Origin of the sequence: Streptomyces sp. NPDC059037, assembly GCF_042740015.1 — a bacterium.
GTDB lineage: Bacteria > Actinomycetota > Actinomycetes > Streptomycetales > Streptomycetaceae > Streptomyces.
On sequence record NZ_JBHYIG010000070.1, the window covers coordinates 19,618 to 34,138 of the forward strand.

The window sequence follows — 14,521 nt, forward strand, 5'->3', positions numbered from 1 at the left end:
GGGCGTAGTGTTCTCTCTTTCGGCTCGTGGGCGCTTGTATATCTGGGTGGGGTTGCCACACTTGCCCACACTCTGGTCTCTGGGGCGGGGCCTCGCGCCCCGGCCCTTGCCTACGACTTACGCGTCGTCGTCGTTGACCCAGCTCATGAGCTTGCGGAGCTCCTTGCCCGTGGTCTCCAGGAGGTGGTTCTCGTCCTGGGTCTTGTACTCGTTGTACTTCTTCAGACCACCGTGGTACTCGTCCATCCAGTTCTTGGCGAACGTGCCGTCCTGGATCTCCGCGAGGACCTTCTTCATCTCGGCCTTGGTGGCGTCGGTGATGATCCGCGGGCCGGTGATGTAGTCGCCCCACTCGGCGGTCTCGGAGACCGACCAGCGCATCTTCTCCAGGCCGCCCTCGTACATGAGGTCGACGATGAGCTTCAGCTCGTGGAGGCACTCGAAGTACGCGATCTCCGGCTGGTAGCCGGCCTCGGTCAGCGTCTCGAAGCCCGCCTTGACCAGGGCGGCGGTGCCGCCGCAGAGCACGGCCTGCTCGCCGAACAGGTCGGTCTCGGTCTCCTCGGTGAAGGTCGTCTTGATGACGCCCGCACGCGTGCCGCCGATCCCCTTGGCGTACGAGAGCGCCAGCGCGAAGCCGCTGCCGGTCGCGTCCTGCTCGACGGCCGCGATGCACGGAACGCCGCGGCCCTCCTCGTACTGACGACGGACCAGGTGACCGGGACCCTTCGGGGCGACCATGCAGACGTCGACGCCCTCGGGGGCCTTGATGAAGCCGAAGCGGATGTTCAGGCCGTGGCCGAAGAACAGCGCGTCGCCGGCCTTGAGGTTGTCCTTGATGGACTCCTCGTAGACCTGGGCCTGGATCGGGTCCGGAACCAGGATCATGATGACGTCGGCCTCGGCGGCGGCCTCGGCGGGCGTCACCACGCGCAGGCCCTGCTCCTCGGCCTTGGCCTTGGACTTGGAGCCCTCGTGCAGACCGACGCGGACGTCGACACCCGAGTCACGGAGCGACAGCGCGTGGGCGTGGCCCTGGCTGCCGTATCCGATGACCGCGACCTTGCGGCCCTGGATGATGGACAGGTCGGCGTCGTCGTCGTAGAACAGCTCGGCCACTGGGAATCTCCTATGTGTGCTGGTGTTGCGACCCACCGTACGGCGGGTGGGGGGAGGAAAGTTTTCAGGTCTCGCTATGCGGGCGCGCCCGGGGGCGAGTTCAGGCCGACCGGTCGAGCGCCCGCAGGCTGCGGTCCGTGATGGAGCGGGAGCCGCGGCCGATCGCGATGGTGCCGGACTGGACGAGCTCCTTGATGCCGAAGGGCTCCAGCATCTTGAGCATCGCCTCCAGCTTGTCGCTGCTGCCCGTCGCCTCGATGGTGACGGCCTCCGGGGAGACGTCCACGGTCTTGGCGCGGAACAGCTGGACGATCTCGACGATCTGCGAGCGCGTCTCGTTGTCGGCGCGGACCTTGGCGAGCACCAGCTCGCGCTGGACGGCCGAGCCCGGCTCGAGTTCGACGATCTTCAGGACGTTGACAAGCTTGTTGAGCTGCTTCGTGACCTGTTCGAGCGGCAGGTCCTCGACATTCACCACGATGGTGATGCGGGAGATGTCGGGGTGCTCGGTGACGCCCACGGCCAGGGAGTCGATGTTGAAGCCGCGGCGGGAGAACAGGGCGGTGATCCGGGCGAGGACACCGGGCTTGTTCTCGACCAGGACGGAGAGCGTGTGCTTGGTGGACATGACTCTGGGTCTCTCTTTCGCTCTCGGTCTCAGTCGTCTTCGTTGTCGCCGAAGTCGGGGCGGACCCCGCGGGCGGCCATGACCTCGTCGTTCGAGGTGCCGGCGGCGACCATCGGCCAGACCTGGGCGTCCTCGTGGACGATGAAGTCGACCACGACGGGGCGGTCGTTGATGGCGTTGGCCTCCGCGATGACCTTGTCCAGGTCCTCCGGGCGCTCACAGCGCAGGGCGACACAGCCCATGGCCTCCGACAGCTTCACGAAGTCCGGGACACGGGTGCCCTTGTTGGGCGGAGTGTCGCCCTCCGGGCCCGCGTGCAGCACGGTGTTGGAGTAGCGCTGGTTGTAGAACAGCGTCTGCCACTGGCGGACCATCCCCAGGGCGCCGTTGTTGATGATGGCGACCTTGATCGGGATGTTGTTCAGGGCGCAGGTGGTGAGCTCCTGGTTGGTCATCTGGAAGCAGCCGTCGCCGTCGATCGCCCAGACCGTGCGGTCGGGCTGACCGGCCTTGGCGCCCATCGCGGCCGGGACCGCGTAGCCCATCGTTCCGGCGCCGCCGGAGTTGAGCCAGGTGGCGGGCTGCTCGTAGTCGATGAAGTGGGCGGCCCACATCTGGTGCTGGCCCACGCCCGCCGCGAAGATCGTCCCTTCGGGGGCGAGCTTGCCGACGCGCTCGATGACCTGCTGCGGGGAGAGCGAGCCGTCCTCGGGCTGGTCGTAGCCCAGGGGGTAGGTGTCGCGCCAGCGGCTGAGGTCCTTCCACCAGGCGGTGTAGTCGCCCTTCTGGCCCGCGGTGTGCTCGGCCTGGACGGCCTGGATCAGATCGGCGATGACCTCGCGGGCGTCACCGACGATCGGCACGTCCGCGGCGCGGTTCTTGCCGATCTCGGCCGGGTCGATGTCGGCGTGGACGATCTTCGCGTACGGCGCGAAGCTGTCCAGCTTGCCGGTGACACGGTCGTCGAAACGGGCTCCGAGGGCGACGATCAGGTCGGCCTTCTGCAGCGCGGTGACGGCGGTGACCGCACCGTGCATGCCCGGCATTCCCACGTGCAGCGGGTGGCTGTCGGGGAATGCGCCGAGCGCCATCAGGGTGGTGGTGACGGGCGCTCCGGTGAGCTCTGCCAGGACCTTCAGCTCGGCGGTGGCCTGGGCCTTGATGACGCCGCCGCCGACGTACAGGACCGGGCGCTTGGCCGCGGTGATCAGCTTCGCGGCCTCGCGGATCTGCTTGGCGTGCGGCTTGGTCACCGGGCGGTAGCCGGGCAGGTCCTGCTGCGGCGGCCAGGAGAAGGTCGTCTGCGCCTGCAGCGCGTCCTTCGCGATGTCCACGAGGACCGGGCCCGGACGCCCCGTCGAGGCGATGTGGAAGGCCTCGGCGATGGTGCGCGGGATGTCCTCGGCCTTGGTGACCAGGAAGTTGTGCTTGGTGATCGGCATCGTGATGCCGACGATGTCCGCCTCCTGGAAGGCGTCCGTGCCGATCGCCTTGGAGGCGACCTGGCCGGTGATCGCGACCATGGGCACGGAGTCCATGTGGGCGTCGGCGATCGGGGTGACGAGGTTGGTGGCACCGGGGCCGCTCGTCGCCATGCACACCCCGACCTTGCCGGTGGCCTGCGCGTAACCGGTGGCCGCGTGGCCGGCGCCCTGCTCGTGGCGGACCAGGACGTGACGGACGCGGGTGGAGTCCATCATCGGGTCGTACGCGGGAAGGATGGCGCCGCCGGGGATGCCGAATACCGTGTCGGCCCCGACTTCCTCGAGAGAACGAATGAGGGACTGCGCACCCGTGACGTGCTCGACGGGGGCGGACTGCTGTCCTCCGGAACGGGGCCGCGGCTGCGGATGGTGGGCCCCGGTGGCCTGCTCGGTCATCGGCATTCTCTTCTCGAAGCTGAGGGTTTTTGCGGGGTGTTTGCGGTGGTTTGGCGGGTGCCAGTGCAACAAAAAACCCCTCGTGCCGTGAGGCAAGCGAGGGGAGCGCGTCGGGAGCGGTCGCAGGGATTCCGGTGTTCGGACCGGTGAGTCCCAGCTTCAGCCGACGCGCTTTCCAAGTACGAGAATTCGGGTGCGCATGGCATTGACCCTCTCCCCGGCACGCTGTGCCTGTCAAGTAGGTGGGACGGGGGTCTCATTATGTGAGCGGGCGTAGGACTCCGCACCTCCTCCGAAGACGCCCGAAGGGCCGCCCGCCAAGACCGGCTCCACCGGCCCGTGCGGCACCGGATACCGCCCGAGGGACAGCGCGCGGCGCAGCCGGTACTCGTCGAGGGGCCCCGAGAACGCCATGCCCTGTCCATGCGTGCAGCCCATCTCGCGCAGGGCGACGACCTGCTCCGGCAGATCGACGCCGTCGGCCACGGAGAGCAGACCCAGGTCGCTCGCGATGCGGAGCAGTCCGGATGTGATCTTGTGCAGCCGCGCGGACTCGACGACACCCTCGATGAGACTGCGGTCCAGTTTCAGTACGTCCACGGGGAGCCTGCGCAGGGCCGTGATCGCGGCATAGCCGTTGCCGAAGCCGTCCAGGGCGATGCGTACGCCGAGCCTGCGCAGCGTGGTCAGCCGCCGCTCCAGCTCGTCGAGCGGCACCCGGGGGTCGCTGTCGGCGAGCTCGATGATCAGCGCCCCGGAGGGCAGGCCGTGCCGGGTCAGGAGCGCCTCGATGGAGCCGAGCGGCATCGAGCGGTCGAGCAGACGGCGCGCGCTCATCCGGACGGCGATGGGCGTCGCGTGGCCCGTGTGGCCCCGCTCGGCGGCCTGCTCGACGGCCTCCTCGAGCATCCAGCGGCCCAGCTCGGCGGTGCGGGCGCCCTCCTGGGCGTCCGTGGTGTCGGCGACGCGCAGGAACTCGGCGGGCGTGAAGAGGATGCCCTGCGCCGAGCGCCAGCGGGCCTGTGCGGCGACGCAGGTGATGCGCCCGTCGTCCAGGGACACCACGGGCTGGTGGAGCAGCGCGAACTCGCCGTCGTGCAGGGCGGTGCGCAGCCGCGTGGCGAGCTCCGCCTTGCGTACGACATCGGCCTGCATCTGCGGTGCGTACAGCTCGACGCGGCCCTTGCCCGCGGCCTTGGCGCGGTACATCGCGAGGTCGGCGTTGCGCAGCAACTCGCCCGCGCCGATGCCTGGTTCGGCGAAGGCGACGCCGATGGACGCCGCCACCCGCACGTCGTTGCCGTCGATGGCGTAGGGCTGGGAGAGGGTGATTCTGAGGCGGTCGGCGAGTTCGTAGATGTGCTGCTCGCGTGCGGCCTGGTCGCGCGTGCCGTCGCCGACGATCAGCGCGGCGAATTCGTCGCCGCCGAGCCGGGCCGCGCAGTCGCCCGACCTGACGGCCTCATGAAGGCGGCGGGCCGCCTGGATGAGCAGCTCGTCGCCTGCCTGGTGGCCGATGGTGTCGTTGACCGCCTTGAAGCCGTCCAGGTCGATGAAGAGCACGGCCGTACCGCGGTCGGTCACTCTGCGGCCGGTCAGCGCCTGGCCCACGCGCCGGGTGAACAGGGCGCGGTTGGGCAGGTCGGTCAGCGGGTCGTGCTCGGCGTTGTGCTGCAACTGCGCCTGGAGGCGCACCCGTTCGGTGACGTCCCGGCTGTTGAAGATGAGCCCGCCCTGGTGGCGGTTGACCGTGGACTCCACGTTCAGCCAGTCGCCGTCGCCGGACTTGAAGCGGCACTCGATGCGGGTCGTGGGCTCTTCGAGGGGGTTCGCGGCGAGGAATCTGCGGACCTCGTGGACCACGCGGCCCAGGTCCTCGGGGTGCATGAGCGAGGCGAGTTCGGAGCCGACGAGCTCATCGGCCTCCCGGCCGTAGACCCCCGCGGCGGCCGGACTGACGTAGCGGAGTATGCCGTTCGGAGCGGCGATCATGATGACGTCGCTCGAACCCTGTACCAGGGAACGGAAGTGGTTCTCCTTCTGGGCCAGTTCCTGGGTGAGGGTGATGTTGTCGAGGAGCATGATGCCCTGGCGCACGACGAGGGCGAGGACGACCGTGCCCGCGGTGAGCAGCACGACTTCGTCGACGCTGCGGCCGCTGAGGACGTTGTAGAGAATCCCCAACGTGCAGACGGCGGCGGCCAGATAGGGCGTGAGCGCGGCCAGCGATCCGGCGATGGGACGCGTGGCGGGCGCCCGCGGCGCCTTCGGGGCGCTGTCGCACTCCACGCGCGCGTGGTGCCCGTCGTCCCCGTGCCGATGCCGGGGCGTCGCCCAGGGTGCGTACGCCAGGAGCAGCGATCCCGCGAACCAGCCGGCGTCGAGCATCTGCCCCGAGCGGTAACTGGCGTGCAGCAGCGGCGAGGTGAACATCGCGTCGCACATGACGGTCAGCGCGAGGGCGCCGATCGCCGTGTTCACCGCCGTGCGGTTGGTGGACGATCGCCTGAAGTGCAGCGCGAGAACCATGCTGACCAGCGCGATGTCGAGCAGCGGATAGGCGAGCGAGAGGGCGGCGTGCGCGACGCTCTGTCCCTCGAACTGCGCGGTGTGCGCGAGCGCCAGGCTCCAGGAGAGCGTGAGCAGTGAGCCGCCGATGAGCCAGGAGTCGAGCGCGAGGCAGACCCAACCGGCCCTGGTCACCGGGCGCTTGGCCAGCACGAGCAGGCCGATGATGGCGGGCGGTGCGAAGCAGAGGAAGAAGAGATCCGCGAGGCCCGGACTCGGCACGGGCTCCTCGAGGACGACCTCGTACCAGCCCCACACGGCGTTGCCCAGGGCCGCCATCGCGGAGGAGAGCGCGAACAGCAGCCACGCGGGTCGAAAGCGGCTGCGCCGGGTGCGGGAGTAGCGGAAGCAGGAGACCGCGGCGGTCGCGGCGGCGACGCTCAGTCCGAAGTCGCCCATGACCAGGGCGGCTCGGGTCGACCCCCAGCCGATCGCGGCCCCCGTCGCGTACCCGCCGCAGACCACGAGCAGCACGATCTGCGAGACCAGGCCCGAGCCGGCACCGGGTGCGGGGCGGCGGGTCAGCGGCGCTCCGGGCGGCAGTGGCGCCGTCGCCACGCCTGCGCCGGCCTCCAGGAGGGTGGCGGGCGACGGGCGGGTGCTCACCGGGCCGCCCTGGTCCGCGCCGCCTCCGCCGTGTCCGTCCGCCTCCCGCGGGTGCGGGACCGCGGGTCGTGGTGTGTGTGGCGGCAACGCGTCCGCATGCGAGCCGCTGCGCGTGAGAGTCGCCGCCGGCGGCCTCGCCGCGTCGGATCGTTCACCCATTGGCCGTGCATCGCCCGTCGCCCCCCTCACAGTCTGATGTCTCGTCCCCGGCGCCGAACGGTCCACGGCGCAGCCCCTGTCGGGACGATACACCAGTCTCGTCACTCAGGGACATAGTCTCTCTACGCTCAGTGACTGTCACCGGCTTTGTGAACACGGGGCGCACGCACACGGGTGCGGAGCGTGCTCGAAGGGTTCGCCAACGCCCTTTACCGGGTTGTCAGTACGACGTTGTCGAGAGGCTCCCCGGACACGTACCGGGTCAGCTGCGCGGCGAGCAGGCGCTTGGCGCGGGGCTCGAAGGCGGAGGTCGATCCGCCCACGTGCGGGCTGATGAGCACTCCAGGAGCGTGCCACAGGGGATGGCCCGCGGGCAGCGGTTCCGGGTCGGTCACGTCGAGGGCGGCGGTGATGCGGCCGCTCTCCAGTTCGGCGAGGAGCGCCTTGGTGTCGACGACGGGGCCGCGGGCGACGTTCACCAGGAGTGCGCCGTCCTTCATGTGGGCCAGGAAATCGGCGTTCACCAGGCCACGGGAGGTGTCGGTGAGGGGCGTGGAGACAACGACGACGTCGGCTTCGGGCAGCAGCGACGGCAGGTCGGCGAGCGGGTGCACGGGGCCGCGCTCCGTGGCACGGGCGGAGCGCGCGACGCGCGCCACCCGCGCGCACTCGAAGGGGGCAAGCCGGTCCTCGATGGCGGAACCGATCGATCCGTATCCCACGATCAGCACGGACTTGTCGGCAAGCGCCGGATAGAACCCGGACCGCCACTCCTCCTGTCGCTGCCCCTCCACGAATCCGGGGATGCCCCGAAGGGAGGCGAGGGTCAGGGCGAGCGCGAGCTCCGCCGTGCTGGCCTCATGGACACCCTTGGCATTGCACAACCGCACGCCGGGCGCGAGGAACTTGAGCCCGGGCTCCACGTGGTCGATGCCCGCGGTGAGCGTCTGCACGACGCGCAGGGACGTCATCGCGGGCAGCGGGCGCACGGCGATCTCGGAGGCCTTCATGTAAGGCACCACGTAGAAGACGCAGTCGGCCGGATCCGCGGGAAAGTCCGGGCCGCCGTCCCAGAAGCGGTAGTTGAGCCCGGTGTCGGACGCGCCCGGCAGGCCCGCGATCTCGTCGGCGGGGAAGGGGAGCCATACATCTGTCGTCATGGTCAGGAGGCTAATGCGCACAGGCCGCACGCCGCGTCCGGTGCCGCAGAGGTTACGTTGGTGGCCGCTAGGACAGAGGTGGGGGGCACGGCCAGGTGGACCGCAGGACGATCGGCGCCGCAGCGCTCGAGGTGGGCGCGATCGGACTCGGCTGCATGCCGATGAGCTGGGCCTATACGGGCTCGCGGCAGCGGGGCGAGGAGTCGCTGCGCACCGTGCACGCGGCACTCGACCAGGGCTCGACGCTGCTGGACACGGCGGACATGTACGGGCCGTTCACCAATGAGCACCTCGTGGGGCGGGCGCTCAAGGGGCGCCGTGCCGAGGCCTTCGTCTCGACCAAGTGCGGGCTCCTGGTGGGCGAGCAGCACATCGTCGCCAACGGCCGCCCCGGCTATGTGAAGCGGGCCTGCGACGCGTCGTTGCGGCGGCTGCAGACCGAGACCATCGACCTGTACCAGCTGCACCGCGCCGATCCCGAGGTGCCCATCGAGGAGACGTGGGGCGCGATGGCGGAGCTCGTCGCGGCGGGCAAGGTGCGGGCCCTCGGGCTGTGTGCGCTGGGCGCCCGGGCATCGCGGCGCGAGGGCCGCGGGCTGCACGAGGGAACGATCCGCCAGCTCGAACGGATCCAGCAGGTCTTCCCCGTCGGCGCGGTGGAGGCCGAGCTCTCGGTGTGGTCGCAGGAGGCGCTGCAGACCCTGCTGCCGTGGTGCGGTGCGCGAGGGATCGGCTTCCTGGCGGCGATGCCGCTGGGGAACGGTTTCCTCACCGGGACACTGACACCGGGGCAGGGCTTCGAGCCGGACGATCTGCGGGCCCGGCATCCCCGTTTCACCGCGGAGATGATGGCGGCCAATCAGCCGCTGGTGGTGGGCCTTCGCCGGGTGGCCGAGCGGCACGGGGCGACGCCGGCGCAGGTGGCGCTGGCGTGGGTGCTCGCGCAGGGGCCGCACGTGGTGCCGATTCCGGGGGCCAAGCGGGAGCGCTGGGCGGTGCAGAACGCGGGGGCGGCGGCGGTGCGGCTGACCGCGGCGGACCTGGCGGAGATCGCGGCGCTGCCCGCGGCGCTGGGGTCGTGGGACTGAGGCCGGCGTCTGGTCCGGTGCGGGGGGGCGTCCGCTGATCCAGCGCGTCGGGCGTCTGGTTCCGGTGGGGCCCGGCGTCCGCGATCTCGTGCGGGTGAGGTGGGAACCTGCGAGGGCCGAGCGGTGTATGAACAGTAGAAGCGCCGCGTCGAAGGGAACCTGATCGTGCAACGACCTGCTGTGACCGCCGTATTGGCCGCTGCGGCCCTTGTGTTCGCGGCCGGATGTTCGTCCGGCGGTGATGCGCCTGGCGAAGGCAAGAGCGCCGAGTCGAGCCCCGCGAAGTCGAGCGGGACCCCGACAGGGAAGCCGCGCGCCGACGCCCCTCCGGAGAAGGGAGCGGCGAAAGTCACCAAGACGCTCACGGAGAACCTGAAGTCACCGTGGGGCCTGGCGGCCCTCCCCGGCGGAGACCTCCTGGTGTCCTCGCGCGACGAGGGGACGATCACCCGCGTCGACGGGAAGACGGGCAAGCAGACCGAGCTCGGCGAGGTGCCCGGCGTCGCCCCCGGCGGCGAGGGCGGCCTGATGGGCCTCGCACTCTCTCCTTCGTACGCGTCGGACCACATGGTGTACGCGTACTTCACCACGGAGTCCGACAACCGCATCGCCCGCATGCTGTACGACGAGAAGAAGCCGTCCGGGGAGCAGCTCGGCGCTCCGGACACGGTCTTCAAGGGCATTCCCAAGGGCATGATCCACAACGGCGGCAGGATCGCCTTCGGCCCGGACAAGATGCTCTACGCGGGCACGGGTGAGACGGGCGACACCGATCTGGCCCAGGACAAGGAGTCGCTGGGCGGCAAGATTCTCCGCCTGACGCCGGACGGCGACCCGGCCCCCGGCAATCCCTTCGACGACTCCCCCGTGTACTCGTACGGCCACCGCAATGTGCAGGGCCTGGCCTGGGACGAGGAGAAGCGGCTCTGGGCCGCGGAGTTCGGCCAGGACACCTGGGACGAGCTGAACGAGATCAAGGCCGGTGACAACTACGGCTGGCCCAAGGTCGAGGGCAAGGCGGACGGCGGCGGAGGGGACGGCTTCCACGACCCGGTGGCCCAGTGGAAGACCTCCGAGGCCTCCCCCAGCGGGATCGCCTACGCCGAGGGCTCGATCTGGATGGCGGGCCTGCGCGGCGAGCGGCTCTGGCGGATCCCGGTGCTCGGCGTGGAGGGGACGGTGGAGCCCCAGTCCTTCCTGAAGGGTGAGCACGGCCGGCTGCGCACCGTGCTCGCGGCGGGCGGCGACAAGCTGTGGCTGCTCACGAACGAGACGGACTCACGGGGCACGCCGGAGAAGGGGGACGACAAGATCCTGGAGGTGGAGGTGAAGTAGCTCAGCTGCCCGGTTCGCCGGAGGGCGCCGTCTCCTCAGGGCCGGGGGTCTCGCCAGGGCCCGGCGTCTCGTCAGGGCCCGGCGTCTCGTCAGGGCCGGCGGTCTCGTCCGCACGCGGCGAGGGCACGGGTGGGCGTACGACCACCTTGCCCGACGTCAGGTCTATCGGTCCTCGCCCCGGATCGCCGTCGTTGAGGTCGACGCGCGTCATCTCCAGGCGCTTCTGCTCGTCGTCGGTGTGCTTGCGCCCTGGTGCGAACAGCGCCTCGATCGCGTTGAACACTGCGCCTCCCTGGAGCCGAGATCCTGCAGTCAAGCGTAAGCGAGGCCGCCGGAAACCGGCCGGGGCGGGAGAAGGGGCAGGTCAGCTAGCCGGCGGCCCGCTCGTCAGCCGGTGGGAACAGGCGCAGGCGGTGGGCCAGGGCCGCTGCCTCGCCCCGGCCCGCGACGCCCAGCTTGGCGAGGATGTTGGAGACGTGGACGCTCGCGGTCTTCGGGGAGATGAAGAGCTCCTCGGCGATCTGGCGGTTGCTGCGGCCCGCGGCGACGCGGCGCAGGACGTCGCGCTCGCGGCTGGTCAGGCCGAGGGCCTCGGCGGGGTCGACGGGGGTGAGCGGGGTGCGTGTGCTCGCCGCGGCGCTGTCGGGGCTCAGGGGCAGGCGGGCGCGCTGGGCGAGCCCGGTGACGGCCTCGGCGAGGGGGTGGGCGGCCAGGCGTTCGGCGACCTCGCGGGCCTGTCGCAGCAGCGCGGCGGCGCGCTCGCGGTCGGCGTCGGCGCCGGCGGCTCCCGCGCCCCTGGCGGAGGAGGTGGCGAGGAGGGACTCGGCGAGGCGGTGACGGGCGCGGGCGAGGTCGTAGGGGCGGTCGAGGGGTTCGAGTGCGGTGACCGTGGCGGACCAGTCGGCGGGGGTGTCGCGGTCTTCGGCGCGCAGGAGTTCGGCGCGTACCCACTGCTCGTAGGCGGCCCAGACGGGCATGGGTGCGGGGAGGTTTCTGGCGGCAAGGCGGATGCGTTCGATGGCCTCGGCGCGGCCGGGCTCGGCGGCGGGCAGGCCTCGGGTGTCGGCCTCGGCGGTGGTGGCGGCGAGCAGCAGTGGCCAGGCGTAGCGCTGGGTGCCGGGCGGGAAGCCGGTGGCGATGGCCTGTTCCAGCTCCGCACGGGCGGCGGTGATGCCCGAGGCGGGGTCGGGGGCGACCGCCGCGATGCCGACGGCGACGGTGGCCACGGGCAGGGAGTACTGGGGCATGCGGTCGTGGGTGCCGTAGTGGGCGCGGGCGGCGGCCAGTTGGGCGGTGGCTTCGGGCACATCGCCGCGGCCGAGGGCGATGACGGCCTGCTGGTGGGCGGCGCCGGCCCGTGGCTTCACGCTGAGCGCACCACGGCGGGCGGCCTCGGCGGCCTCCATCGCCTCGTCCCAACGGCCCAGTGAGACAAGGGATTCCGCCTTGTTGACCTGGACCCAGCTCTCGGTGTCGGTGAGTCCGTACTTCCGGCAGAGGGCGATGCCCTGGTCGCCGATCTCCAGGGACTCCAGGGAGCGGCCCGCGCCTTCGAGGACGGACGGCAGATTGACATGGATGTGCGGGATCCGGGAGACGAGGGCCGGGGGCTCCATGCAGCGCCGCCTGACGGCGTACATCTCGGCGAACCCCTCGTCGACGTCGCCGGCGTCGACCAGGAGGCCGCCGAGGATGAGCCGGGCGTTGAGTTCGATCTCCTCGGCCTTGACCATCCGGGCGTATTCCACGGCTCGTTGGGCCGCAGCCAGGGTCTCCTCGCCGGGGTCGTGGAGCATGCCCCAGGAGGCGACGTTGGTGAGCACCTCGGCGTGCACCTCCGACGGGGGCAGGCCGCGCACCAGCTCCTGGGCGGTGGCGATCTCCGCCCAGCCGTCGCCGCGGCCGAGGGTGGAGGTGAGCCGGGAGCGCTGGATCCAGAACCAGGCGGAGCGCAGGGGGTCGGACTCCCCCTCCAGGAGCCGCAGCGCCCGCTTGGTGATCTTCAGGGCACGTTCGCGCTCACCGCACAGACGGCCGGCGACGGCGGCCTCCGCCATGAGGTCGAGGTAGCGCAGCGGGGTGGTGGCGGGATCGCAGCCGCAGGCCGGGTAGACCTCGGCGTAATCGAGGGGGCGCAGTTCGAGGCATACGTCTTCGGGGGCGTCGTCCCACAGCTCCATCGCCCGTTCGAGGAGGCGCAGTTGCTCGGAGTACGCATAGCGGCGGCGGGCCTCGACGGAGGCGCGAAGCACGGCGGGGAGCGCCTTCGCCGCGTCGTGCGCGTGGTACCAGTAGCTGGCGAGGCGGGTGGCGCGCTGGTCGGCGGCGACGAGCGAGGGGTCGGCTTCGAGGGCGGTGGCGAAGCGGCGGCTGATCCGGGAGCGTTCGCCGGGCAGCAGATCGTCGCCGACGGCCTCGCGGACCAGGGAGTGCCGGAAGCGGTAGCCGTCGCCGTCGGGCGAAGGCAGCAGGATGTTGGCGCCGACGGCGGCCCGCAGTGCCTCGATCAGGTCGTCCTCGGCGAGCTCCGCGACCGCCGCGAGCAGCGGGTACTCGACGGTCGAGCCGCCCTCGGCGACGATCCTCGCCACCCGCTGGGTGTCCTCGGGCAGCTCTTCGACGCGTACGAGAAGGAGATCGCGCAGGGAGTCGGTGAGGCTCGCGCAGCTGCTGCCGTGCGAGGCGACGGCGAGTTCCTCGACGAAGAAGGCGTTGCCGTCCGAGCGGTCGAAGATGTCGTCCACCAGGGACTGTTCGGGCTCGGCGCTGAGGATCCCCGCCATCTGGCGGGCGACCTCCTTCTTGCTGAAGCGGGCGAGTTCGATGCGGCGCACGGTGCGCAGGCGGTCGAGTTCGGCGAGCAGGGGGCGCAGCGGGTGGCGGCGGTGTATGTCGTCGGCGCGGTAGGTCGCGACGACGACGAGGCTGCCGCTGCGCAGCGTGCGGAAGAGATAGGCGAGGAGGTGGCGGGTCGAGGCGTCGGCCCAGTGCAGGTCCTCCAGGAGGAGGACGACCGGGCGGTCGGCTGCCAGGCGCTCCAGGAGGCGGGCGGTCAGCTCGAAGAGCCGGGCCATGCCCTCCTCGTCGTGCTGGGCGTCGGTGCCGCGGCGGCGCTGCGGCGCCTCACCGAGCTCGGGAAGGAGACGGGCCAGCTCGCCCTCCTGGTCGGCGGCCGCGGCGTCGAACTCCTCGGGGAGCTCGCGGCGCAGGGAGCGCAGGGCGCTGGAGAAAGGGGCGAACGGCAGTCCGTCCGCGCCGATCTCGACGCAGCCGCCGATCGCGACGACGGCGCCCTGCGCGCATGCCGCCGCGGTGAACTCCTCGATGAGGCGCGTCTTGCCGACGCCCGCCTCGCCGCCGAGCAGCAACGCCTGCGGCTCGCCCGTGCCGGGGGTGCTCCCCTTGGCACGGGCGAGTGCGTCGTTCAGAACGCCCAGTTCGTCGGAGCGGCCGACGAACACGGGGCTTACGGACCTGGTCTCCACAGGCGTGAGCATCGCACAGGAGGCGGCCAACCTGGCAGGGGATATCCCTCTGCCCTGGGCAGATGCCCCCGTGCTCATCACGCGGCCCGCGTGAATCCGGCCCGCCGCAGGCCCGTACTCACCCGCCCCTCGCTTTCGTGGCGTACCGAGCGGCGCTCGGCACGGTCCGCCTTGGCCTCGCGGGCCACGCGGAGGAGGCGGCGGCGGTCGGCCTCACGGGCGAGGTCCGCGGCGCGCAGCTGGTGCATCTCGTACTCGAACATGTCGACTCCCTGACTGACTTCCGGTGTCCGGCTTCGCTTTCTGCGATGCCCTTACTTTCGTCTGCCAGGGAGGGTCGGCACATCGGGAGAGTGCCGCATCTTGAGGGGGCGGGGGGGCGTATGGGGCGGGGGGGGGGGGGTGGGGGGGCCCCCCCCCCACGCCCCCCCCCCCCCGCCGGCGGCCCCCCCCCCCCCCCCACCACCCCCGCCCGGGCCCCCAAAAATGGGGA

Annotated in this window: 10 protein-coding genes; 2 read left to right on the top strand and 8 right to left on the bottom strand. The window is 71.2% G+C overall.

The window, feature by feature from the left end; all coding sequences use genetic code 11:
- Window positions 1-117 precede the first annotated feature (117 nt).
- The 5 genes from ilvC to ACFWY6_RS17040 form a co-directional block, all read right to left on the bottom strand.
- Complete coding sequence (ilvC, locus tag ACFWY6_RS17020) at window positions 118-1,119, bottom strand: ketol-acid reductoisomerase (protein ID WP_266871009.1); 1,002 nt, start codon at window positions 1,117-1,119, stop codon at window positions 118-120.
- Window positions 1,120-1,219: 100 nt separating this feature from the next.
- Entirely contained in the window at window positions 1,220-1,747 is a 528-nt protein-coding gene (gene ilvN, locus ACFWY6_RS17025; RefSeq protein ID WP_266871008.1) for an acetolactate synthase small subunit, read from the bottom strand.
- A gap of 29 nt (window positions 1,748-1,776) precedes the next feature.
- Entirely contained in the window at window positions 1,777-3,627 is a 1,851-nt protein-coding gene (locus tag ACFWY6_RS17030; RefSeq protein ID WP_384690532.1) for an acetolactate synthase large subunit, read from the bottom strand.
- A 234-nt stretch (window positions 3,628-3,861) separates the two neighbouring features.
- Window positions 3,862-6,801 (bottom strand): putative bifunctional diguanylate cyclase/phosphodiesterase, encoded by a 2,940-nt coding sequence (locus ACFWY6_RS17035; RefSeq protein ID WP_384690535.1) that lies wholly within the window; start codon window positions 6,799-6,801, stop codon window positions 3,862-3,864.
- A gap of 368 nt (window positions 6,802-7,169) precedes the next feature.
- Window positions 7,170-8,120 carry a 2-hydroxyacid dehydrogenase gene (locus ACFWY6_RS17040; protein WP_384690538.1) on the bottom strand — a complete coding sequence of 317 codons (951 nt, stop codon included), beginning with the start codon at window positions 8,118-8,120 and terminating at the stop codon, window positions 7,170-7,172.
- A gap of 95 nt (window positions 8,121-8,215) precedes the next feature.
- On the opposite strand from ACFWY6_RS17040, the gene ACFWY6_RS17045 reads away from it, so the two are divergent.
- Both ACFWY6_RS17045 and ACFWY6_RS17050 read left to right on the top strand, forming a co-directional pair.
- The gene (locus tag ACFWY6_RS17045; RefSeq protein ID WP_266871004.1) at window positions 8,216-9,208 is read left to right on the top strand and encodes an aldo/keto reductase; all 993 of its coding nucleotides are present in this window, start codon (window positions 8,216-8,218) and stop codon (window positions 9,206-9,208) included.
- 159 nt (window positions 9,209-9,367) lie between these two features.
- A complete protein-coding gene (locus ACFWY6_RS17050) occupies window positions 9,368-10,543 on the top strand; it encodes a PQQ-dependent sugar dehydrogenase (protein ID WP_384690551.1) in 1,176 nt (391 codons plus the stop codon).
- 1 nt (window position 10,544) lies between these two features.
- Here ACFWY6_RS17050 and ACFWY6_RS17055 read toward each other — a convergent pair whose 3' ends face one another.
- The 3 genes from ACFWY6_RS17055 to ACFWY6_RS17065 form a co-directional block, all read right to left on the bottom strand.
- Entirely contained in the window at window positions 10,545-10,826 is a 282-nt protein-coding gene (locus tag ACFWY6_RS17055) for a DUF6191 domain-containing protein (RefSeq protein ID WP_384690542.1), read from the bottom strand.
- An 85-nt stretch (window positions 10,827-10,911) separates the two neighbouring features.
- Window positions 10,912-14,040, bottom strand: a complete 3,129-nt coding sequence (locus tag ACFWY6_RS17060; RefSeq protein ID WP_384690545.1) for an AAA family ATPase — start codon at window positions 14,038-14,040, stop codon at window positions 10,912-10,914.
- A 65-nt stretch (window positions 14,041-14,105) separates the two neighbouring features.
- Complete coding sequence (locus ACFWY6_RS17065; protein ID WP_384690548.1) at window positions 14,106-14,291, bottom strand: hypothetical protein; 186 nt, start codon at window positions 14,289-14,291, stop codon at window positions 14,106-14,108.
- Window positions 14,292-14,521: the final 230 nt, after the last annotated feature.

Excerpts from the sequence above, each read along its gene's own strand:
- ilvN (WP_266871008.1), bottom strand. The coding sequence starts at position 1,747 with ATGTCCACCAAGCACACGCTCTCCGTCCTGGTCGAGAACAAGCCCGGT.
- ACFWY6_RS17030 (WP_384690532.1), bottom strand. The coding sequence starts at position 3,627 with ATGACCGAGCAGGCCACCGGGGCCCACCATCCGCAGCCGCGGCCCCGT.
- ACFWY6_RS17040 (WP_384690538.1), bottom strand. The coding sequence starts at position 8,120 with ATGACGACAGATGTATGGCTCCCCTTCCCCGCCGACGAGATCGCGGGC.
- ACFWY6_RS17060 (WP_384690545.1), bottom strand. The coding sequence starts at position 14,040 with ATGCTCACGCCTGTGGAGACCAGGTCCGTAAGCCCCGTGTTCGTCGGC.
- ACFWY6_RS17065 (WP_384690548.1), bottom strand. The coding sequence starts at position 14,291 with ATGTTCGAGTACGAGATGCACCAGCTGCGCGCCGCGGACCTCGCCCGT.